The organism is Burkholderia sp. Ac-20365 (assembly GCF_017104715.1).
Taxonomy (GTDB): Bacteria; Pseudomonadota; Gammaproteobacteria; order Burkholderiales; family Burkholderiaceae; genus Paraburkholderia.
Genome location: NZ_JAAGPI010000013.1, coordinates 66,233 through 89,029, shown reverse-complemented (window position 1 = coordinate 89,029; position 22,797 = coordinate 66,233). Strand labels below are relative to the sequence as shown.

Annotated in this window: 21 protein-coding genes and 1 pseudogene; 11 read left to right on the top strand and 11 right to left on the bottom strand. The window is 57.9% G+C overall.

Annotated features, from left to right (window positions below; genetic code table 11):
• Window positions 1-26: 26 nt before the first annotated feature.
• A complete protein-coding gene (locus G3O01_RS22945; RefSeq protein WP_205807839.1) occupies window positions 27-509 on the bottom strand; it encodes a CBS domain-containing protein in 483 nt (160 codons plus the stop codon).
• A gap of 147 nt (window positions 510-656) precedes the next feature.
• Between G3O01_RS22945 and nhaR the strand changes: the two genes are divergently transcribed.
• Window positions 657-1,553, top strand: coding sequence for a transcriptional activator NhaR (nhaR, locus tag G3O01_RS22940; RefSeq protein ID WP_205807836.1), 897 nt, complete (start codon window positions 657-659; stop codon window positions 1,551-1,553).
• Between the two features lie 12 nt (window positions 1,554-1,565).
• Here nhaR and G3O01_RS22935 read toward each other — a convergent pair whose 3' ends face one another.
• The 5 genes from G3O01_RS22935 to G3O01_RS22915 form a co-directional block, all read right to left on the bottom strand.
• The gene (locus G3O01_RS22935) at window positions 1,566-2,516 is read right to left on the bottom strand and encodes a beta-propeller fold lactonase family protein (RefSeq protein ID WP_241024209.1); all 951 of its coding nucleotides are present in this window, start codon (window positions 2,514-2,516) and stop codon (window positions 1,566-1,568) included.
• 366 nt (window positions 2,517-2,882) lie between these two features.
• Window positions 2,883-3,497: a hypothetical protein gene (locus tag G3O01_RS22930; protein ID WP_205807823.1), complete on the bottom strand. Its 615-nt coding sequence runs from the start codon at window positions 3,495-3,497 to the stop codon at window positions 2,883-2,885.
• A gap of 47 nt (window positions 3,498-3,544) precedes the next feature.
• Window positions 3,545-4,318 (bottom strand): molybdopterin-dependent oxidoreductase, encoded by a 774-nt coding sequence (locus G3O01_RS22925; RefSeq protein ID WP_205807821.1) that lies wholly within the window; start codon window positions 4,316-4,318, stop codon window positions 3,545-3,547.
• Between the two features lie 2 nt (window positions 4,319-4,320).
• Window positions 4,321-4,914: a cytochrome b/b6 domain-containing protein gene (locus G3O01_RS22920; protein ID WP_205807807.1), complete on the bottom strand. Its 594-nt coding sequence runs from the start codon at window positions 4,912-4,914 to the stop codon at window positions 4,321-4,323.
• A gap of 427 nt (window positions 4,915-5,341) precedes the next feature.
• Entirely contained in the window at window positions 5,342-6,247 is a 906-nt protein-coding gene (locus G3O01_RS22915; protein ID WP_205807804.1) for a LysR family transcriptional regulator, read from the bottom strand.
• Window positions 6,248-6,389: 142 nt separating this feature from the next.
• On the opposite strand from G3O01_RS22915, the gene G3O01_RS22910 reads away from it, so the two are divergent.
• The 5 genes from G3O01_RS22910 (at window position 6,390) to G3O01_RS22890 (ending at window position 10,871) form a co-directional block, all read left to right on the top strand.
• Window positions 6,390-7,127: an SDR family oxidoreductase gene (locus G3O01_RS22910; RefSeq protein WP_205807801.1), complete on the top strand. Its 738-nt coding sequence runs from the start codon at window positions 6,390-6,392 to the stop codon at window positions 7,125-7,127.
• Window positions 7,128-7,173: 46 nt separating this feature from the next.
• The gene (locus tag G3O01_RS22905) at window positions 7,174-8,070 is read left to right on the top strand and encodes an SDR family oxidoreductase (protein ID WP_205807798.1); all 897 of its coding nucleotides are present in this window, start codon (window positions 7,174-7,176) and stop codon (window positions 8,068-8,070) included.
• A gap of 74 nt (window positions 8,071-8,144) precedes the next feature.
• Window positions 8,145-8,675 carry a hypothetical protein gene (locus G3O01_RS22900; protein ID WP_205807795.1) on the top strand — a complete coding sequence of 177 codons (531 nt, stop codon included), beginning with the start codon at window positions 8,145-8,147 and terminating at the stop codon, window positions 8,673-8,675.
• Between the two features lie 220 nt (window positions 8,676-8,895).
• A complete protein-coding gene (locus G3O01_RS22895; RefSeq protein WP_346779216.1) occupies window positions 8,896-9,474 on the top strand; it encodes a GNAT family N-acetyltransferase in 579 nt (192 codons plus the stop codon).
• Window positions 9,475-10,421: 947 nt separating this feature from the next.
• The gene (locus tag G3O01_RS22890; protein ID WP_205807794.1) at window positions 10,422-10,871 is read left to right on the top strand and encodes an ester cyclase; all 450 of its coding nucleotides are present in this window, start codon (window positions 10,422-10,424) and stop codon (window positions 10,869-10,871) included.
• Window positions 10,872-10,997: 126 nt separating this feature from the next.
• Here G3O01_RS22890 and G3O01_RS22885 read toward each other — a convergent pair whose 3' ends face one another.
• Window positions 10,998-11,909, bottom strand: a complete 912-nt coding sequence (locus tag G3O01_RS22885) for a CHAD domain-containing protein (RefSeq protein WP_205807793.1) — start codon at window positions 11,907-11,909, stop codon at window positions 10,998-11,000.
• 249 nt (window positions 11,910-12,158) lie between these two features.
• Between G3O01_RS22885 and G3O01_RS22880 the strand changes: the two genes are divergently transcribed.
• On the top strand, window positions 12,159-12,527 hold the full coding sequence (locus G3O01_RS22880) for an NUDIX domain-containing protein (protein WP_205807791.1): 369 nt from the start codon (window positions 12,159-12,161) through the stop codon (window positions 12,525-12,527).
• Window positions 12,528-12,583: 56 nt separating this feature from the next.
• Here the strand turns inward: G3O01_RS22880 and G3O01_RS22875 are convergent.
• Window positions 12,584-12,679, bottom strand: a pseudogene (locus G3O01_RS22875) (LysR family transcriptional regulator); the annotation flags it as partial.
• A gap of 357 nt (window positions 12,680-13,036) precedes the next feature.
• A complete protein-coding gene (locus G3O01_RS22870) occupies window positions 13,037-13,330 on the bottom strand; it encodes a hypothetical protein (RefSeq protein WP_205807789.1) in 294 nt (97 codons plus the stop codon).
• Between the two features lie 535 nt (window positions 13,331-13,865).
• Here G3O01_RS22870 and G3O01_RS22865 point away from each other — a divergent pair.
• Together G3O01_RS22865 and G3O01_RS22860 are read left to right on the top strand one after the other, a co-directional pair.
• Window positions 13,866-14,798: a hypothetical protein gene (locus G3O01_RS22865; RefSeq protein WP_205807788.1), complete on the top strand. Its 933-nt coding sequence runs from the start codon at window positions 13,866-13,868 to the stop codon at window positions 14,796-14,798.
• Window positions 14,799-15,096: 298 nt separating this feature from the next.
• Window positions 15,097-15,789, top strand: coding sequence for a phosphatase PAP2 family protein (locus tag G3O01_RS22860; RefSeq protein ID WP_205808207.1), 693 nt, complete (start codon window positions 15,097-15,099; stop codon window positions 15,787-15,789).
• Between the two features lie 109 nt (window positions 15,790-15,898).
• Here G3O01_RS22860 and G3O01_RS22855 read toward each other — a convergent pair whose 3' ends face one another.
• A complete protein-coding gene (locus G3O01_RS22855) occupies window positions 15,899-16,213 on the bottom strand; it encodes a DUF4148 domain-containing protein (RefSeq protein WP_205807786.1) in 315 nt (104 codons plus the stop codon).
• A gap of 418 nt (window positions 16,214-16,631) precedes the next feature.
• Window positions 16,632-17,027, bottom strand: coding sequence for a host attachment protein (locus G3O01_RS22850; RefSeq protein WP_205807785.1), 396 nt, complete (start codon window positions 17,025-17,027; stop codon window positions 16,632-16,634).
• Between the two features lie 454 nt (window positions 17,028-17,481).
• On the opposite strand from G3O01_RS22850, the gene G3O01_RS22845 reads away from it, so the two are divergent.
• Both G3O01_RS22845 and G3O01_RS22840 read left to right on the top strand, forming a co-directional pair.
• On the top strand, window positions 17,482-20,310 hold the full coding sequence (locus tag G3O01_RS22845) for an AAA family ATPase (RefSeq protein ID WP_205807783.1): 2,829 nt from the start codon (window positions 17,482-17,484) through the stop codon (window positions 20,308-20,310).
• Window positions 20,311-20,494: 184 nt separating this feature from the next.
• Complete coding sequence (locus G3O01_RS22840; protein WP_205807782.1) at window positions 20,495-22,771, top strand: FdhF/YdeP family oxidoreductase; 2,277 nt, start codon at window positions 20,495-20,497, stop codon at window positions 22,769-22,771.
• Window positions 22,772-22,797: the final 26 nt, after the last annotated feature.

Below are 22,797 nucleotides of genomic sequence, written 5' to 3'. Positions count from 1 at the left end.
TTACGAACAGTAATATTTTCAGGTCATCATAGTTGCGCCGAATGTGTCTGCACGCCGTTACGGCCAGCGTGAAAACCGTTGCCATGGATGTAGTGCTCCAGTTGCCGGATGGTGAGTTCCTGCTCGGCAATCTGGTTCTTGATCAGATCGCCGATCGACACCATGCCAATCACCTGCCCCGCCGTAATCACGGGCAGATACCGTATGCGATGTTCTGTCATGACCGCCATGCATTCGTCGGTGGTCTGATGCGGACTGACGTAGCGCACCTCCGCCGACATGATGTCGCGCACCGGCGTATCCCTTGATGAGCGGTCCATCAGCACGATTTTCCGTGCGTAGTCGCGCTCCGTGACGATACCGGCGAGGCGCCCCTGATGTGCGACGATCAGCGCGCCCACCTTCCGGTACGCCATGATCGCGATTGCGTCGTAGACCGATGCGGACGCCTCTGTGGTCCACACTGTCTGCGAAACTTTTGAGCGAAGAAATTGCGCAACCGATGCCATAGATCACCTCTGTCCGTTATCGATAGCCGCCCGTTGGCGTCCACGTCCGAGGCTTCAATCTATCCGAACCGGATCAAATAGAAAATTCGTATTTTTATTGCCAATACCTCGAAAAAACCGTAGCGTTGGCCAATCGACGGAGGGAGCGTGAACTTCAAACATCTGCATTACTTCTGGGTCGCGGCGCACGCGGGAGCGATCGTCCGGGCGGGCGAGCAGTTGCACATCTCGCCGCAAACGCTGAGCGGCCAGATCAAGCTGCTCGAGGAAGCGCTGGATAGAAAACTGTTCAGGAAGAGCGGGCGCACCATCGAACTGACCGATGCTGGCCGGCTGGTGCTCGATTACGCCGACGAAATATTTTCGTTGGGCTCGGAGCTGGAGAGCGCGGTGCGGCGCGAGAACGAATCGGGTGCGCAAACGCGGTTTCGTGTCGGAATTGCAGATTCGGTTCCGAAGGCGATCGCGTACCGGCTACTGGAACCCGCGCTGAGCGCTTCCGTACCGGTACGCATGATCTGTCACGAAGGCAAGCTGCATGCGCTGCTCGCGCAACTGGCCGTGCATCGCCTCGATCTGATCATCACGGACGCCCCCATTCCCGCCGACGTCAACATCAAGGCGTTCAACCACCGGCTCGGCCGTTCGACGCTGGGCTGCTTCGGGGCGCAGACGCTCGTCAAAACCGGCAAGAAGCGCTTCCCGCTGCTGCTCGGCCAGTTGCCGGTGCTGCTGCCCGGCACGGAATCGGCCGTGCGTCGCAAGCTGGATCATTGGCTTGCGTCACATGCCATTTCGCCGCACATCGTCGGCGAATTCGACGACGGGGCGATGGCCATGGCGTTCGGCCGCGAAGGCCGCGGCCTGCTGTTCGCACCCACTGTGCTGGAGAGCCAGTTAAAGGCCGAGCACAAGCTGACGATGATCGGGCAGATCAAGACGATCGTCGAAGAGTTCTTTGCGATTTCGATCGAGCGCCACATCAGTCATCCTGCGGTCGCGACAATCATGAATGCGGCGCGAAGCGAACTGTTCAATGAGTAGGAACTGCGTTTCCTAGTCGGGATTGGGCGCGACGACCGGCGCGCGGTTATCGAAAAAGATGCCGTGCGGCGAGCGGCCCACAGCGACCGTATCGATCAGCTTGTGCGTGCTCATATCGATCACACCGACATGCCGCGCGAAACGGAATCCCACCCACAGATAACGCTTGTCGGCGCTGAGTTCCATGTCGTCGGGTCCGGGCATCAGCCCCGTTATATCGCCGACATTGGTCAGCGTGGTGTAGTCGAGAATGCTGATGGTACTGTCGACGCGATTCGACACCACCACGTGCTTGCCATCGTCGAGGTTGCGGAAGTTGTGTGCGCCGCGGCCCGTGTGGATCTTCTTGACGATCTGCTGCTTATGCCAGTCCACCACGGTGACGTCGTCTTCGCCCGTCATGCCGACCAGCAGATAACGGTCGCCAGGTGTCATCCACAGACCTGCGGGATCTTTGCCCACATTCATTTTCCACAGTACTTTCTGCGTCGGCAGATCGATTGCCGCGAGTTCGCCGGAATCCTGCAGCGTCACGAACACGGTGCGGTTGTCCGACGCGAATGTCATATGGCTTGGCGTTTTCGCCAGTTCGATATGCTGGGCCAACGCCATATTCGTACCGTCATAGCGATAGATATCGACGCGGTCCAAACGGAGCGCCGCCGTGACGAACCATTTGCGATCAGGAGAAAAGCCCAGTTGATACGGGTCCTCGATGTCCTGCACGGTGCGCTGCACCTTACCCGTATGCGGATCGACGAACATCAGGTTGTTCGACACCGAATCGGCGACGATCAGCGAGCGGCCGTCGGGCGTGATCATCAGATGATGTGGTTCCTTGCCGGTCGATTCAGTGCCAATGACTTTGTGCGAAGCTTCGTCGATCAGCGTCAGTTGTGCTTCACCGGAATCGAGCACGATCACGTTATCCGCGGCATGCGCGCAATTCGTTATGGCCAGCATGCCGCACAGCGACGCTGCGAGCGCTCCGATCCTTGTCATGGAAACGATAGAAGATTGCATCAGGTTCGTATTCGCGCGGGAAATCAAAGAGGGGAACTGTAATGAAGGTGTTGGACATTCGTTGGCCATTGCCGAACGAGTCACTCTCATAACGTTTGACGGGTCGCCACCGATGACACGATCGGCAATGCAAAACGCTCATATTCCCCGCAAACCGCGCAATTCAATCTTTCGGAATTCAGCGTTCACAAGTCGTGCGAAGCGAGCCGGGTTCTTCTAATTTTCATTACCCGGCTCGAGTACGTATTGACTGAACGCCAAAGCACAAGAGAACCCGTGCCGGACGATTGAGTAGCGCTACGCGTATTACATCGGCGGCGCAACGCCGTCCTTTTCGACCACGACGAATTGCGCGCCGTAGCTGCCGCCGTTGGCCGGAGCCGCGACCACGAACACCTTCTTCCCTGCGATCAGATCAGCACGCGTGGCAGGCGCAAGCGTGACGACAGGCGCATTGGCCGGCACCGTGATGGTGTTGCTGCCACCCTTGTACGAGAGTTTCAGGTCGCGTCCGTTGGTGCTCTCGACAACCGTGTCCACGTTCGCATTCGTCATCGAAGTATTGGCGCCGAGATCCCACGCATAGTGACCTTCGCCCGTGCCGCGCGCGGCTTCGGGGAAGACCAGCACTTCCTTCGCAGTCAGCTTGCCATCGGGACCAGGCGTGGCCGCTGCGCCGACATAGGAACCCGGTTTGATATCCGTAAGCTGGATCGCTTTCACCGCGCTAACCTTGGACGCATCGCTCATGGCGATCGTCACGGTTTCACCACTGCGGCGATGCACGGTCAGCGTACTGCCTGAAAACGACACGATGTCGCCACGAATACGTTCTGGCTTTGCAGCCGGAGATTGAGCAAACGCTGCACCGGCAAGCGTGAGTGCGACGAAGGAAGCAGCGAGCTTGAAGCGAATGGACATACATACTCCGTTGATGTGATGCGATTGAAATGTCTGCGGCGGGCGGGTCAGGATCCGCCGAACCAGTTGTAGCCCTGGTTTTCCCAGTAGCCGCCGGGAAATTCGTTCGTCACGGTGATCGCAACGATATGTTTCGGGTTCTTGTAGCCGAGCTTGGTGGGGATGCGCAGCTTCATCGGAAAGCCGTATTTCGCAGGCAGAACCTGCCCGTCGTAGGTCAGCGTCAACAACGTCTGCGGATGCAACGCCGTTGGCATGTCGATGCTCGTCCAGTAGTTATCGGCGCAATGCAGCGCAACGTATTTCGCCGTCGTATCCGCGCCCGTCATCAGCAGGAAATCGGAGAAGCGCACGCCGCCCCACTTGCCGATCGCACTCCAGCCTTCGATACAGATATGCCGCGTCACCTGGCTGCGCTGCGGCAGTGCGCTTAGCTCACCGAGCGTCCACACGCGCCGGCCTTTGACGAGACCTGCGAGTTCGAGCCGATAAGTCTGCGCATCGATCTCAGGCACCTGATCGATGTCATAGAAAGCATTGAACGGAAATGGCCGCGTAATCATCGAGTCTGGATACGTCGGCGCGAGCTTGCGTCGATCGAAGAGCAGCGCCTGTGCGTCGTCGTTGAACGAGGACATCGTGCGTAGCAGGTTATTCACCGACCTGTCGTTCGTCAGATCGCAGCCCGATAGCAGCGCAAGGCCGCCGAGTGTCAAAATGCGCTTACCAAAGAGGCGCCGCGAAGACGAACCCAGTTCCTTTTGCGCGTCCTTGATGATGGAGGCGGCGTCGAGCGTCCGCACGTCTTTACCCGAACTCATGATTAGCGGCCCCGGATCATGGCGAGCAGCGATCGAGGCACGAGCGCCACCATGACAATGTGTATGACGAAGAAACCAGCGAGCACGCTCATCGCGGCGAAATGGACGATGCGTGCGTTATCGAAACCACCCATCAGCGTCCGCAGCACCGGAAACTGGACCGGTTTCCAGATCGTCAGGCCGGACAGAATCACCAGCGCAACGGCAACGATAACGACGAGATACGCCAACTTCTGCACAGCGTTGTACGCGCCGAGATCGCTGTGGCTGAGCTTGCCGCGCAGCGCAGCGACGAGATCGGTCGCAATTGCGCGAAAGGTTATGGGAAAAATGGTTCTGCGCAGGCGCCCGGTGAAGATGCCCAACACCAGATACGCGACGAAGTTGGCAACCAATACCCACATAATCGCGAAGTGCCAGAGCAGCGCGCCGCCCAGCCAGCCGCCGAGCGTGATAACCGACGGAAAGTGGATTACCTTGAAGATGGGCGACGCTTCATACACCTGCCAGCCGCTCATGCACATGAGGATCACCGCCGCGGCGTTGATCCAGTGAAATGCGCGGACCCATACGGGATGAATCGTGGCGTGATTCAAGGAAACCTCATTGTCGACGGAAGGAAAAGAACGTTGCGCGACGATCTGCGACTGCGCTGATAACACGCGTGCCATGCGTATGCCGTGGTTCAACCGTCCAGAGCGGGCACTACGTTTGCGCAGCGAGCTTGCGGTTGGCTTGAGGATAAGGATCGCAGGTGAGCTGCAACGACGGTATCGGTCGAATGACCGATGAGCGCCCAGAGGCGATGCGATCGCCGGTGCGCGGCAAACTGGGTTGTGGTTTGCGTCGACTGTCCAATACTGGACGCGTTCTACTTGTATCTCTCAGGAGAGAATCGACATGAACGAGCTCTATCGCAGCAAAGGTTTATCGAGTGCGATTTCCTATCGGGACCCGAAGCCCGCGTTTCGCTGTCTCGAAGCGGCGTTCGGTTTCAAGCCGCTTTTCGTCATTCTCGTCACATCACTCAGACAGCTTTTTCCCTTTCGAAGCGAACTCCCCCGTCACCCATTCGAGAAAGGCACGCACGCGTGGCGACAGCTGGCGCGTGCGTGAATAAAGCACTGAAACGGGTGCAGACGGTGGTGGCGTATCCGCGAGAATTTCAACCAGCGCCCCTGTGGCCAGCTCGCGTTCGACGTGAAAACGCGGGACCTGCGCCAGTCCCAGTCCGAGACGAATGCCCTTGAGGTAGCTTTCCGTTCCCGTGACTGTCAATCTCTGCGGAATCGAAATAGTGCGAACGCTCGCACCCGCCTTGAATTCGAGCGGCGTAACGACGCCCGAGGTAATGGATCTCAGACCCACGGCGTAGTGCTCGCTGAGGTCGTCGATATCTTTGGGCACACCATATTTCTTCAGGTAGGCAGGCGTCGCACAGGTCAGACGGTCGAGCGTCGCCACTTGCCGCGCAATCAGTTCACTGTCGCGCAAGCGCCCATAGCGCAGTGCGCAGTCGACCCCTTCCTGTACCAGGTCCACCCAGCGGTCACTTTCGCTCATCGACAGTTCGATGTCCGGGTAGCGCTCGAAGAACGCAGGCAGCCCCGGCATCAGGAAATGGCGCGCAAGCGTGCCCTGCACCTCGACGCGCAGCAAGCCTGTTGGCTGTGCTCCGCTAAATGCACCTTCCGCGTCCTCGATGTCGTCGAGGATGCGAAGGCAGCGCTGATAGAAAGCCTCTCCATCGAGCGTCGGACGTACGACTCGCGTCGTTCGCTGCAGCAGGCGCACACGCAGCCGGGTCTCCATCTCGCCGATCACCTTCGTCGCCGTCGAACGTGGAATCTCCATGTCGTTCGCAGCCAGCGTAAAGCTGCTGCGCTCGACGATACGGACGAATAGCCGCATCGCATCCAACCGGTCCATAGAACGCCTCTTGATTGCGTTGTTCGCACCATAGAAACAGTGCCGTTCCGTTTCAGCCGATTATTTTCTCGCCCGAAACCGCCATAGTGACTCACGTCGCAGCGCCGTACGGCGCGACTCATCCAACGAACGGAGCACGAACATGAACAGCCAGAACAGGATCGCAATCGTAACAGGTGCCTCACGCGGGATCGGCGCGGCCATCGCCCAGCGCCTCGCCGCCGACGGTCACACGGTCGTCATCAACTACGCAGGGAACGCAGCCGACGCGGAACGCCTCGCTGCAACGATCGAAAAAGCGGGTGGCCACGCGATTTCTGCACAAGCCGACGTCAGCGATCCGAACGCCGTGACGCGCCTGTTCGATGCAGCAGAAGCGGCGTTCGGTGGCGTCGACGTATTGGTCAATAACGCCGGCATCATGAAACTTTCGTCGATCGCCGAGAGCGATGATGCGCTGTTCGACAGCCAGATTGCGATCAATCTGAAAGGTACATTCAACGCCATGCGACTGGCTGCACGCCGCCTGCGTGATGGCGGCCGGATCGTAAATCTGTCGACCAGCGTGGTTGGCCTGAAACTCGAGAACTACAGCGTCTACGCCGCAACGAAGGCAGCCGTCGAAACGCTGACCGCGATCGCCTCGAAAGAATTGCGCGGTCGCTCGATAACCGTCAATGCCATCGCGCCGGGACCGACGGCAACCGATCTCTTCCTCAACGGCAAATCGCCCGAGCTGATCGAGCGCCTGTCCAGAATGAATCCACTCGAGCGTCTCGGCACACCCGCCGACATCGCCAACGCGGTCGCATTCCTCGTTGGCCCGGATGGTGGCTGGATCAACGGCCAGGTGCTTCGCGCAAACGGCGGAATGATCTAAAGCCATTTATCGAACCTCACAGACGCCTCTCTCCATGGAGAATCAAATGAGCAAAACCATTCTTATCACGGGTGCATCGAGCGGCTTCGGCCGTTTGACGGCCGAAGCATTGGCAAAAGCAGGACACATCGTCTACGCATCCATGCGCGCCACAGCCGGGCGAAATGCGCCCGTGGTCGAGCAAATGAAGACTTTCTCTGCGCAGCACTCCGCCGACTTACGCGCCATCGAAATGGATGTTCAATCGCAGGAGTCGGTTGATGCGGCTGTCGCGCGCATCATCGCAGACGCTGGACGGATTGACGTGCTGATTCACAACGCGGGGCATATGGCATTCGGTCCAGCCGAATCGTTCACGCCGGAGCAATATGCGCAACTGTACGACGTCAACGTGTTGAGCACCCAGCGAGTGAACCGCGCGGTATTGCCTCACTTGCGCGCACAGAAAAGCGGATTGCTCGTGTGGGTATCCAGCAGCAGTTCAGCGGGCGGCACGCCGCCCTACCTCGCGCCTTACTTTGCGGCCAAAGCGGCAATGGACGCTGTTGCCGTCCAGTACGCGCGGGAACTGTCGCGCTGGGGAATTGAAACGTCCATCATCGTCCCCGGTGCTTTCACGAGCGGCACCAACCATTTCAGCCATGCCGGCAAACCTGCCGACGAGGCCCGCGCCGCCGAATACGAAGCCGGACCTTATGCGGGTTTCGGAGAGCAGGTGCAGAAAGCGTTTGGCGAGATCGTCCCGCCCGATGCGGACGCCGGCCTTGTTGCAGATGCCATCGTGGAACTCGTGGATAAGCCTTTCGGCAAGCGGCCATTCCGCGTACACATCGATCCGACCGAAGACGGCGCAGATGTAGGTTTTACGGTGCTCGATCGCTTGCGCAGTGAAATGCTTCATCGCGTTGGATTGTCGGACCTGCTCAAGCCTCGGGAATTCTGAGGCATCGGGAACGCGGTAAAGAAAGCATCACTGCCATTGCCGCGTTCTGTTCTTGAATTCGCTTAAAAGCACCCATGAAAGCTGGCCAATTCTTCCTCCGTGCAGCAATCGCCGCCGTGAGCGCGCTGTCGATCGCCGGCTGCGGTCGAGTCGATGTCGCAAACAATGTCAGCGAAACCCGCCCGATGATGACACCCTCCGTAACCTACCTGTACCTGCTCAGGAATACGCCTTTCTTCAAGGGTCTTGGTGACGACCAGTTGCGCTGGGCCATCAAACACTCGCGCGAATGGGAAGCTGCTCCACGCACGGTGGTCGCAACCTGCGATCCGGCCGCTGCGGATAACCATGACATCTGGATACTGCTCGACGGCGGCTGGCAGGTTGAGACCAACGGGCGGACATTTCCAGCAGGACACGCCGATCCCGGCAAGTGGTTCAGCGGCGCTGTCACAACCGGAGACTGTCGGCTCGTCACAACCGAACACAGCTATGTGATGAAAATCACCCGGACCGACATGGACGATATGCTCGCGCGCGGCTTTGCATTCACGAACCATCTTGAACAGGGTGAGGCCTACTACAGCACTATTTTCCCCGACTAACGGTGCAGCGTGACGTCATGATGAGCGCCCCATGTGCGTGTGCAGAAAGTGTGCGGCGAGAAGGCAAGTCGGATTGCTGGCTGCTGGCGTTGTCACCTTGAGCCGATGCAACGAGACACGACTCACCCACTGGACATTGAATGGCGTGTTGCCAGACAAATTGCTGACGAAAAATTCCTGACTGAACATACTCACACGCGCTCTTTAAAGGAAGAACGACGTGACGAGTACCAGCACCGATGTGCTACCGCTGAAGATCTCGACGGCACGGCTGAAACTTGTGCCAGCACATGAGCAATTCGTGCAAGAGCTTCAACAGTATGCTATTGAAAATCGCGCTCATTTGCAGCCTTGGGAACCGCTCCGATCCGAGACCTTCTTCGAGGCTGAGTCTGTCGCACAACGGCTTTGCGCGATGGCGCATGCCAACACGTCGGGGCATGCGCTGCACCTGTTGTTGATCTCGCTGGAAACCGGGGAAATGGTGGGGGAATGCAACTTCACCAACATCGTGCGCGGGCCTTTTCAGGCATGTCACCTTGGTTTCTCACTCGCAAAGCGGTTTGAAGGACAGGGTTTGATGCGTGAAGCATTGATGCCCGCAATTTCCTATATTTTCAATCAAATCGGATTGCACAGGGTAATGGCAAACTACAGGCCCGAAAATGTTCGTAGCGCACAGTTATTGAAACGGCTCGGGTTTGAGCGTGAAGGACTTGCCCGCTCCTATCTGAAGATCAATGGTGTGTGGACTGATCATGTGCTGTCTTCGCTGATCAATGACGGCACAGCACATTAGAGCTGTTCGTTGTCGGTATTCCAGGTCGTGACGTCCAAGGGCGCAAGTTGGTCGAAGCCGTGTGAAAGCGCGAAACTATTCAGTTATCTGCACTATCGACCGGGTATGCTTCTCAGCGGTACCCGGCCATTTCGACGAAGTCCGCAATGACGAAAGCAGCGACGACGAGTGACAAAAGCAAACTGATCGCGCAGCAGGCGAACAATCAATCTAAGGGCGGGGGGACTATGAGCTTATGGTCTTGCGATCTGCTTGCATGTCGACCAGCCGGCATCGTCGGCGTTACAGACCGGACCACAATTACAGTAAGCCTGAAGATCGAGAACGTGTTGCACGCTAAATTCTCCGTAGCCTGCAATTCATAGTAGACGGCCAAAGTCTCTGCACCTTCCGAGTCACACAGCAACTCGTCCCTCACTGTCCACTCCTGCGCGATCACGAGCCCCTCGCCGTCTCCCCATCTTCCCCAAACTCCTTCGCACGAGCCTCCTCGACCACGTCTGTCACCTGGTAAACCGACTCCTGTTCGTCCGGCTCAGTCGCTGCGGAAAGACCCGTCGCCAACCCGGCACTACGTTCGAACAAGGCTTTAAGTTCTGGGCGCAGCCCATCGCCGCGTTGGGCTGCAAGTGCGTGAAGCGATAGTAACGGCAACATGCTCGGACTCCCGTCAAAAAAGTACAGGCGAGCCGTACATCGACGACCGGATTTCACCATCCCTCGTCCCACGACTTCGCCAACGGTGCAATTGCGTGGACACGATATGCCGGCCGCCAGACGCAGACACTCCGATTCTTGCTGTTCCATTGCTCACATCAACCGCAAAACTGCTTATCGAGTATTGCCGCAAGAAACGGAGGGCACCCGACTGCCCGCGTCAATATCGTTCAGTCAGAGGGATTCGATGGCGTCTCCCTCTGCCAACTTCAGTCAATGAGGAATTCACCATGTCCAAGGAAGATGACAACAAATCCGTCGTGGGCCGTTGGTTCACCGATTTCTGGGGCAAGACATGCAATCTCGACATCGTCGATGAACTTGCTTCGCCCGACATGCTGCTTCAATACTCACTGCATGAACCGCGACGCGGCCACGAGGATATCAAGGCATTCATGACCAATTTCCGCGCAGCATTCCCGGACCTTAACTTCCGGGGCGCGGCTGATCTTATCGCTGAGGGAGACTATGTCGTCGGTCGGTGGGAAGGCGGCGGCACACATACCGGCCCGGCATTCCGCGACTTCCTCATCGGGTCGCTGCCTGCTGCCACCGGTCGGAAAATGCGCTTCACCGGAACGACCGTGCTTCGCCTCAAAGACGGGAAGATAGTCGAAGAGATCGGACTGGATGATGGCGTGACGGCCCTGCAGCAACTCGGACTTATCAAGCCAGTGTGATGTAACGCCACGACGACAACAGGCCGGGTCCAACCCGGCCTGTTGTATGGATGTTGCGCTAACCGTGCTTGTCGGCGATGGAAAATCCGGCGCCGTTATCGCTCATCTTCGAGGCTCGTTCCAGTTTCAATCCGCGATAGCCCGGACTCGCCGCGATGCTGCGCGCATTCGACGATATTTCTGTGCCTCCAGCCACCGCAGCGACTCCTGCACGATCTCGGGTGGTACCTCGTTGAATGCCGTATTGCGGATCAGTGTCTCGCTTGCTGCGATGTCGTTGAACTGCCCGAGCTTGTTTTGCACGGACGTCAAAGCCTTGATCGCGGGACCGTGTCCGCCTTTGATGACCGGTTGAAAGAACTCGAGCAGATATCTGAGTTTTTTGCCCGCCTTGCGAACGTCGTGAAGATCTTCCTCGTTTGTGCTCTCGCCGCGTGCTGCATGCCTGCTCCGCTTTTGAAGCGAACGCTGCGCCAATCGAACGCGCTGCTCGGCGAACGCGCGAACAGGAAGATCATTGCATCGCGACTGCAACGTGGTTTGCGCACGAAGCAGGACGTCGTTCAGGAACGCCTCGACGTCGTCGCCTTTAATCATCGTCTGACTATGCAATACCGCCTGTGCTCGCTTCTCGCGTGCCGCCACAACGAGCGGGTCGATGGATGCGCCTGACTCCTGGGCGACCTTCAGGAGATCGCCTGCGATATCCCAATCACGCGTTTGCCCCGCGACTGCTGCGAGACGCCTGAATTCTTCAGTAGCCTGCGCCGTCGCCTCTTCGCCAAGATAGGGAGAATATGCCCAGAACAGCGCACGAAGCTTTCTGAAAGCGACTCGAAGCTGATGAAACCCCTCGACATCGCTGCTGGTGGATAGCGCTCTGGCTCTTTGGACTGCTTCGGCTACAACGGGCGCCGCGAGCGACGAGAAAGTACTGGCTATCGAACTCGATTTTGAAAGCGACGGATCGGCCGCCCTTCGGTCTGTCTTGAAGAACGCGTTAAGCCTCGGCAACGGCCAGTCACCATCCATATCCATTTCAGCGCCCCAAATCGGACAGAAAATATTTTGTCCAGACAGTACCACACCCATTTGCGAGCAACACGGTTAATGTGACGTGTTGATGAAAAACTGCCTCGACATGTCGCACATATGCCCGCACCCGGCATTTACATTTCTTCTTGCCCGCATTTCTGTACTAGGATACTGAGCTACACAAAGTGCTAGCCGATACGCTGGCGCATCGAGTGCCCTCGAAAATGTCTGGAACGCAAGTGGGAGTCCGGTTTGAAGAAACGCGCAACCGTGATCTGCCGTAGAGGCAAACGAATTCTTCTGGTCGCACGTAGTCAATCGAAGTGGGCCCTGCCAGGCGGGATCCTCAAGCAGGGGGAACAGAGTTCCGTCGCCGCTCTTCGCGAACTCAAGGAAGAAACGCGACTTTCCGGGAAGTCGGCCAAACACCTCTTCGACTTCCGTGGAAAGCAGAAGCACCATCACGTGTTCGCCTGCGAAATCCCGAATCGCGCCAAAGCTCGTCCGAACAACGAAATCGCAAAGTGTCGCTGGGTCCACCTCGACGATGTCGCTCGCCTCATGACCAGCGGTCCAACGACCAACATCGTGAAGCTTATGAGTCAACGGCGCCGCAAATAACCCGGGTTGTTCATCTACATTCGCTTTCGACCAGACCCCGCGCGGCATGACTTAGAAGCGGAGAACCTACGTAGAGATTCAAGAATTTCCCGACACGGACCAATCAACGCATCTGCCTGCGGAGTTGGTGTCGTGCCGCCAGGCGTGCGAAGAACAATGACCTGGTCCAAAGGGCCAACCTCTGCAGGTTGCAGAGTGCGTCGGCTCCCAGAAATACAATCTTCATGGCGCCTCCGTTGTATGGAGACCGAGATAAAACTCATGCGCTATTCTCGCAATGCGATGAAATCAATAACGTCATTGCATATGGCAATAATGGTGATTCAGATTTTCTCGTTCTGTTTGCACCAGATGCGATGCCATGCGGGATTCGTTAAGCATCTTCCGCTGCGAGAGCGGACGAACCACACTTATTGGCGCCGTAGCCGCAATTACCATCGCGCCCGGCGCAATTCAAACGCCTCGAAGTTTTGCGTTTGATTGCGCCGGGGCGTCAGACTTGAACGCTGTTATTTAACGGGCGACGCCGTGCTTGGAGTCGCCAGCGTGTTATTGGCACCGTACGCGCCAGGAGCAGGCGTCGAGTTACCGCTTGCACTCTGCGCACCCGAATTCTGCGAATGACTGCTCATGCCGCTGTCCGAGTTGCTGCCGCCAGGCGTGCCATAGTCGCTCGTTGCCTTGGGCGCGACGGGCGACACGGTACTCGGCGTCGCCAGCGTATTGTTACTCTGCGCATAAGCGCCGCCCGACAGCGTGAGTGCGGCAAAAGCCGCGAGCAATGCGCTGCTTGTTCTGGTCATGACTTGTCCCTCCTGACTGAATTGGAAATTAAAGGCAAACGGTCCATTTGTATTTCTCCGTGGCGTTGGTTATGCCGCGGCTTGTGACGACCAATGTCACCGATCGTTTGCTGTAGTACGCATGCTGCCGACCAAAAATTCCCATTTCTGGGGATGATCGGCACTTCGTTTCGAAGCACGGAGTCCAATGCACAATGAACTGATGCGCTAGCCAATGAGGCTTCTCTGGCCGTTGTTGCACCGAATTGAGGGACGCGCATCAAATCAAAGCGCATGGGCAAACCCGTTGCAGCCGACATCAAGTTTAGAAACTCTGCCGCTGATAATTAAGCGCATTATTCGCAAGGATTAATTTCGATTTTCGAGGATGCTTCCGCTTGCCTTTCAGGTCGCCAACCGCGCTCACGCGGCACCTTCACAGAACGATCCCGCGAGCTGAGGTAGTCTGTCGGCTCTCCGCAGCAACGTGTCTTCGAGCGATTACACACCGCCTCGTAAGACGACCATGATTGTGACCAGATAGAGGGAACCCACTGTGGCTACAAAGAATGGCGGTACGTTGTATGTCCTTCAGGCTCGTCCACCCGCGATCATCGCGTTATCACCGGACGGATCGCACGAAGTCGTGGTCGCGAACCTCACGCGAACGCCCGACGGGATCAAGGTCGATGCCGAAACCAATACGGTTTACTGGACCAATATGGGAACCGGCATCCATCTGATTGACGGTGATCCGCCTTCAGGCGCAGTTCCTCCGAACGACGGCACTATCGAAAGCGCGAAACTCGATGGAAGCGGGCACCATGTACTCGTCGCTTCAGGCTTGGCCGGAACACCAAAAGAACTCGTGCTGGACAAGGAGAATGACCATCTGTATTGGTGTGACCGCGAAGGCATGCGCGTGATGCGCGCGCGGCTGGATGGTTCGCAGGTGACAGTGCTCGTACGGACGGGAAATTTTCCGGACGATACACGCGATGCGAAGCGCCATTGTGTCGGCATCGTGCTCGACAAGGCAAACGGCCATATCTATTGGACCCAGAAGGGAGCGCCGGATGCCGGAGAGGGCCGCATTTTCAGAGCGAGTATCGAGCTGCCATCGGGTGAAGCACCCGATCGACGCACCGATATCGAATGCCTGCTCGCCGACCTGCCGGAACCGATCGATCTCGACATCGATCACCGTGACAGCATGCTGTACTGGACGGACCGCGGTGACGATACGCATGATGGCAACACGCTGAATCGCGCGAGAATCACGCCGTCCGGACTCGTCGATCACGAGGTACTGGCTCGCGAGTTGAAGGAAGGCATTGGCGTATCGCTGGACGTACAGGGGCGCCGCGCATTTGTGACCGATCTGGGCGGCAACGTACGCGAACTCGACATCGATACGAAGCAGGAGTCGCATTTCACCACCGTTGCTCATCTCGGCCCGCTAACGGGTATCGACTACGCTAACGTCTAGGTGTGTTCAAGACGACCGCCCGGGACAGGTTCGGGCGGTCGCGCCGTATCGCCGCTGAACGCCTCACCTACGCCCACTCACTCTCCGGCGTGACCATCCACGTCACCGCACAGAAAGCTCCACTCCTCCGCCGTACTCCGGTGTTTTTCCGCGCCATCAGGCACCCCACACGCGACATCATCCAGTCGGTGATGCAATCGCGCAGTAAAAGTTGTCAGCGAAAGTAAGCACCTGGAAAGCTGCGCATCCGGTGCGCTATGCTATCCGGGATGTGATTAGCCCGGTTTCCTGCAAAGTAATGAATAGCTTCGATTCATCTATCGAAACGTACCTGTCCAACATACACTTCAGTCACTTCGCGACCCGATCCATAGAAGCCGTCGCTGACCTTTACACTTTCAAAGGCCTGGTACTCATTCCCGTGTTGCTGTGGATGTGGTTCCAGCAGGGCGAGCGCCGCGAATGGCGGCGAGAAATGGTTCTCGCGACGCTTCTCAGTGGCCTCGTGTCGCTCTTCGTCGGAAGATTGTTGACCCACTTGTTGCCGTTCAGAGTGCGCCCCATCTATAGCACCGAACTGCATTTGCGCTTTGCAGGTAGCAATATCAAGGACGCTCTGCTGACAAGCTGGAGTTCATTCCCAAGCGATCACGCAATTCTATGGATGGCAATTGCCACCGGCATCTTTCTCGTGTGGCGTGGCATCGGTGTGCTGGCGATTCTGTATACCGTGCTGTTTATTTGCGTGCCGCGCGCCTATCTCGGCTATCACTATCCAACCGATCTGCTGGTGGGCGCCGCTGTGGGAATCGGAATTACCTATGTCATGACGCGAGATGCGGTCCGTGTGCGCTATGCGACTCCGGCGCTGCGACAGATCGAACGTCATCCGGGGCCTTCAGCGATGCTGGCCTTTATTCTGTGCCTCGAACTCGTTACGCAGTTCGACGAACTGCGCAAGCTGGCGAGCGGTGTGCTCCAAAGTTTGTGAGCCGCATTTGTAGCAAGGTCCGCCCGCGCTTTAATCCGCCGTCGATTGCAATCACGATCATCGCCAGACCGCGCCCCGCAGAGCGCGATCCAGCAGTGTGCCGCGTGTTTCAATGATGCGAGAAGATCGACTGCGAGTCGCTCAGCGCACGCGGCCCACCGGCCTGCCAGGAACCCGCCGCCACACCGCCGACCTGCGCTGCTTCGGGCGTTTGTTGTTGCGCCGCGATTTTCGTCTCGGCCGCCTGAATCTCGGCGGGATAGTACGGATCCTTCGCTGCCGGGCGATAACCGGCCTGTTCGACCCGGACGAGATCCGCCTTGACCTCGGCCCGAGTCACTGGCGCATTGGTGGCTTGTGCAAACGCGAATGCAGGCGCGCTCAGCGCACATGCAATCAGTACAGTCTTGATCAGTGCTTTCATGATGGTTCCCCTCGGGAGCGTAGCGGCCACATTCACCATGAACGAGGCCTCGAACCTCTCCATCGGCGTCGATGAAAAGTTGACTTCATTCTGCGCGGTGGCGCCTGTCCCGATGCTGACCTGCTCATTACAAGATCGTTATCTTTTTCGGCCGCGAGAGCGATCTGATCTCGACATTGATGACATGCTCGATTGCCAGGAAGTGCCGCGATCAGTCCAGCGGTCGCCCTGGCCGATTGCGGGTTCGTGCAGCAGGTGAGCAACGCGTGTCGCACCCGGCAGTACCGGCGCTGGATAGCGCAGCGTGCGAAACAATAAAGTCAGAAGGCAGAGTGAGCGCTGCAGGTCATATGAGCGTCTCCGACAATGGGCAGACTATCCGCGCGTCTCGCTGTTCAGTCTGCCCAACCTCGTCTCATCACGCTTTCCGCAGGCGTGCTTGAATTTCGTCCACGCCGAGTTCCGAAAAGTCTTCACTCACCTGCTCGAATATCAACCGGCGAGTCTCTTCGCTCAGGTCGGCGCGAACCATACCGAGAAATTTAGCTTCGGCCGCGATGATCAACCGATGATATTTCTGTTGCAGGCGTCCCTGCTCCACATACTCCGCAACACGCTTCGCAAATTTCGCTTTCAGTTTTTCCTTTCGCTCGCCCTCGTCGAGCACTTCTGCTTCCTTGTCAGTTAGTCCCGTTCCATGTCCTTCCGTGTTGACCAGATCGTCGATTTCCTGCAAATCGAGCGCTATTCCTTGCGTTTTGAAAAGACGCGCACGCTCACCATTAGCCACAATCACCCAGGTAACATCGTTCATCGCATACCTCCTTCACAGTACGGAGCATTCCACGACCCAACTGCGCAGATGATGCTTTCACACATCCACGGTCCGCTGCTCTCATCATGGCGCAACAGTCGGGATCTGACACGGCAAAATCGCGTCGAACCGACCTGGGACGGAGCCACGCAAGCCGATACATATCATCGGTACTTGCGATATTCACACAGACCTGTCCGGTCCCTAGAATCTGTTCACCGGTATCTCCAGCGGAGCGGGACGGCAGCCTCCGAGTTTCGCCTTGGAGACCACGTATCGATCGACTATATACACAGTACATGCCCGGTCACGCGACGTCGCCCTCGTCCCGTATCGTGACTTCGGATGAACACGTTTTCGCTGTCGCACCATTCGAAGCAGAAGACTGTCCTGCAATATCCGTGCGTATCAGCGGATGGATGCAAACGCCCTAGATGACGGAGGCACATTCACCATGGCCTTGCTCTGCGATATCTGTCATACCCGTCCCGCCGTGGCCCGCGTAAGCGTCGTGCAGAACGGTGAACGTAAGACCATGTCGATATGTGACTACGATTACCGTCAATTGATGCGGCATCAGAGCATGGTTAATCCGTTCGACTCACTGCTCGGTGGCGGTGGTGGCCTCTCGCGTTTCTTTGGCGGCTTTGGTGATGATGCCGAGGACGAAACGGGACTCGCTGCCGAAGTGCCGCGCGAATCGGTCGATGCAACCGATGCCTTTAGCGAACAAACGATGGAGTTGCTCCAGCGAGCCGCTGAAAAAGCGCACGAGTTGCACCGAAAGGAACTCGACACCGAGCATCTTCTCTACGTACTGGCCGATACCGACGTCGTCGCCGCACTGCTGAAAGAGCTCAAGCTGTCGCCGCAAGACATCAAGGGATACATCGACGAGCACGCGCAGAAAGGTACCGCCGATCCTGACACGCCGCTCGACAAGATGACGGTTTCCCCGCGTCTAAAGAAGGCATTCCAATACGCGTTTCAGGCTTCGCGCGATCTGGGGCATTCGTACGTCGGCCCCGAGCATCTGCTCATCGGTCTCGCTGCCGTGCCGGACAGCATCGCAGGCACGCTGCTCAAGAAATATGGCGTCACGCCAGAGGCATTGCGGCAGAAGGTCGTGAAGGTCGTCGGCAAAGGTGCCGAGGACGGCCGCGTCGATACGCCGACTGGCACACCCAATCTCGACAAGTTTGGACGCGATCTGACAGCAATGGCGCGGCAGGGCAAGCTTGACCCTGTGCTGGGGCGCGCACAGGAAATCGAGAGCACGATCGAGGTGCTCGCACGCCGGAAGAAGAATAATCCTGTGCTGATCGGTGAGCCGGGCGTCGGCAAGACGGCAATCGTCGAAGGGCTTGCCCAGCGGATCGTCAATGGCGATGTGCCCGAGGTGCTTCGCGGCAAGCGCCTCGTCGAAGTGAACATCAATTCGATGGTGGCGGGTGCCAAGTATCGCGGTGAATTCGAGGAGCGCGCGAAGCAGATGATCGATGAGGTCACTGCGAAACAGGACGAATTGATTCTGTTCATCGACGAACTGCATACGATTGTTGGTGCAGGCCAGGGCGGTGGTGAAGGTGGACTCGACATCGCGAACGTACTCAAGCCCGCCCTTGCGCGCGGAGAACTGAGCCTGATCGGCGCAACGACGCTGAACGAATATCAGAAGTACATCGAAAAAGACGCCGCACTCGAACGGCGCTTTCAGCCGGTGCTCGTCCCGGAACCGACAGTCGAGCAGACCATCGTCATTCTGCGCGGACTGCGCGACAAGCTCGAAGCGCACCATCAGGTAACCTTTGCCGACGACGCATTCGTCGCAGCAGCCGAATTGTCCGATCGCTACATCACGTCGCGCTTTCTTCCGGACAAGGCAATCGATCTGATCGACCAGGCCGCGGCGCGTGTGCGTATCGGCGCGACCTCGCGGCCCGCCGACATTCAGGAACTCGAAGCCGAGATTGCGCAACTCAAGCGCGAGCAGGATTACGCGTCATCGCGCAAGCGCTTCGATGAAGCGAAGGGCTTCGAGGAACGCATTAACGAAAAGCAAAAGGCGCTCGACGAGCAAACCGAAGCGTGGCAGCGCAAAACCGGTTCCGAGACGCTCGAAGTGACTGTCGAAGCAATCGCGGAAGTCGTCTCGCGCCTCACGGGTATTCCGGTATCCGATCTGACGCAGGAAGAGCGCCAGAAGCTGCTGAAGATGGAAGAGACGTTACGGGAAAGAGTCGTGGGACAGGAGGATGCCGTCGTCGCCGTGAGCGACGCGGTACGGATGTCGCGCGCGGGGCTCGGTCAAACTGACAAGCCGATCGCGACCTTTCTGTTTCTCGGGCCGACAGGCGTCGGCAAGACGGAACTCGCAAAAGCGCTCGCCGAAACCGTATTCGGCGATGAACAGGCGGTGATCCGTATCGACATGTCCGAGTACATGGAGCGTCATGCGGTGGCACGGCTGATCGGCGCGCCGCCCGGTTATGTCGGCTACGACGAAGGCGGTCAACTGACCGAGCGCGTGCGACGGCGCCCGTACAGCGTGATCCTGCTCGACGAAATCGAAAAGGCGCACCCTGATGTAAACAACGTGCTGCTGCAGGTGTTCGACGATGGACGGCTGACGGATGGAAAGGGGCGTGTCGTCGACTTCAGCAACACGATCATCATCGCGACGAGCAATCTCGGCGCGTCGATCATCATGGAGAACCTGGAGCGCCCAGAAGCCTCTCGCATGAATGAAAAGGCCTTGCGCGATGAATTGATGACTGTGCTCAAGGGCCACTTCCGTCCGGAGTTCCTGAATCGGCTCGACGAGATCATCGTATTTCACTCGCTGTCGCGCGAGAACATCCGCTCTATCGTTCAGATCCAGGTCGACCGCGTGATACGCACAGCTGCGGCGCAGGACATCACGCTCAAGATCGACGATACCGTCATCGAGCATCTGGTCGAAGCAGGTTACCGGCCTGAGTTCGGAGCCCGCGAACTGAAGCGACAGATCCGACAGGAAATCGAAAGAAAGCTCGCCAAGGAAATGCTCGGCGATGCGCTGAAATCCGGTGATACCGCCGATGTCACGTACGACAAGAACAGCGGCGAGGTCAAATTCACCAAGGTCGCATCGGCATCGAAACCAGCGAAAGAAAAAGCGAAATCCGGCAACGGACACGACGCCGAAGCGACAAGCGAGGAGGCGCCACCTCCAAAGGTTTCCGGGGCAAGCAAGACACGCAAAAAGCGTGGATCGACAGAGTCCGGAAAGGATACCAGGTGAGTCAAATGAATTTCGTTAGCAAGTGAAGTACTTATCGATCAGACTCATTTCACCGCTTACCCGCTCTACCGCTCTTCACTCGATATATATACGCAAAGACAACGGTTGTGCGCTCCTTTCAAGGGCGCACAACCTGTTAATAGAATATTAGTTAGCCATCCTTATCACACTGACGGAGTGCGAGATGACGACACGACGCGAAGTTCCAGGTATTCGCCCTTATGACGGCCCCGCTGGCGGTTGGGGTGCGCTCCGCGCCACGGCTCAGGCGGTCCGCCAGCAGATGGAAAGCATCTCGGCTCCGATCACGCTCATGCGCACCAACCAGCCGGACGGATTCGACTGTCCCGGCTGCGCGTGGCCTGACAAGGAACATCGTTCCACGTTCCAGTTCTGCGAGAACGGTGCAAAGGCCGTCACATGGGAAGCGACGACCAAGCGTGTTCCTCCCGAGTTCTTCGCCAGCAACACCGTAACGTCGCTGCTGCAAAAGTCGGACTACGAGCTGGAAGACATGGGGCGTCTGACGCATCCACTCGTCTACGATCGAGCGACGGACACATATCGCGCAGTCGAATGGGAAGACGCCTTTGCGCGCATCGGTGAAGTGTTGCGCGCACTCTCGCCGAACCAGGTGGAGTTCTACACCTCGGGCCGCGCATCGAACGAGGCCGCGTACCTGTACCAGTTATTCGCGCGTGAATTCGGCACAAACAATTTTCCCGATTGCTCGAACATGTGTCACGAGCCAACCAGCGTTGGCTTGCCCCGTTCCATTGGTATCGGCAAGGGCACTGTTTCGCTGGAAGATTTCGACTCGGCAGAACTCATCATCTCGATCGGTCACAACCCCGGCACGAATCATCCACGCATGATGGGAACGCTGCATGAAGCGTCGCGGCGCAACGTCCCCATCATCGTGTTCAACCCACTGCGTGAGCGCGCGCTCGAACGGTTCGCGGATCCGCAAAGCTTCATCGAAATGGCGACCTATGCTTCGACGCGTATCGCCTCGACCTACTTTCAGGTCGACGCAGGCGGCGACGCGGCCGCGCTGAAGGGCGTCATGAAATCGCTGCTTCAGATGGAGGCGGAACAGGGCAATGTGCTCGACCGCGAGTTCATCGCCGCGCACACCGAAGGTTTCGACGCATTCGCTGCCGACCTCGAAGCGACCTCATGGGACGACATTGAAAAGGCGAGCGGTCTCACGCGTCCGGATCTCGAGGATGTCGCCCTTGCTTACGCGAAGTCCAATGCGACCATCGTCACGTATGGAATGGGCATCACGCAACACAACAAGGGCACGGCCAATGTCCGTCTGATTGCCGACCTGTTATTGCTGCGCGGCAACTTCGGTAAGCCGGGTGCCGGTATCTGCCCGCTTCGCGGACATTCGAACGTCCAGGGGAATCGCACTGTCGGCATCACGGAGAAGCCATCCAGCGAGTTTCTCAAGCTCATTGAACAAGCCTGCGGGTTCACGCCACCCGCGGAACATGGTCACGATGCCGTCCAGGCAATGCAGGCGATGATCGACGGGAAGTCGAAGGCGCTGCTCTGCCTTGGCGGAAACTTCGCAGTCGCGCTGCCCGATCCGGATGTGTCTTTCCCTGCGATGGCAGAACTGGACCTGGCCGTCCATATCGGCACGAAGCTCAATCGCACTCACCTGCTGGTTTCGAAGGAAACCTACCTGTTCCCCTGTCTCGGGCGGACCGAACTCGACATGCAGGCTGGTGGTCAGCAATCGGTGACGGTGGAAGACTCGATGTCGATGGTTCACGCCTCCGCCGGCAAGCTCACGCCGGCGTCGGAACATCTGCGCTCTGAGCCCGCCATCGTGGCTGGCATCGCCCGGGCGACGATGCCCAATAGCAAGGTCGCATGGATGGAACTCATTGCCGATTACGACAAGATCCGTGACCTGATCGAGCGAACCGTTCCCGGGTTCGAAGCGTTCAACGAGCGCATCCGGCATCCCGGTGGTTTTCGTCTTCCGCTCCCGCCAACCGAGCGGCAGTGGCATACACCGTCTGGCAAGGCGATCTTCTCCGTCTACGACGGCGTGAAGGAAGACGCGGACGTGCTCGGCGCAGAGAATGTACTGCGCCTCATCACGATACGCAGCCACGACCAGTACAACACCACCATCTATGCAATGGACGACCGCTATCGCGGCGTATTCGGCAGACGGGACGTGCTCTTTATGAACGAATCCGACCTCGCCGAGCATGGACTCGAACACGGCGATCTGGTGGACATCGAGACGATCGTCTCCGGCAGGCAGCTTAGCCTGAAGAACATCACCGCAATCGTATACGGCATTGCAAAGGGATCGGTGGCGGCGTACTACCCGGAGGCCAATGTTCTGATTCCGCTCGACTACATCGACAAGGAGTGTGGCACGCCCTCCTACAAGTCTGTGCCAGTCAAGGTCACGCGCGCGGCCACGAGTTGACGGTACCGGTTGTCTGCGCGCACGCG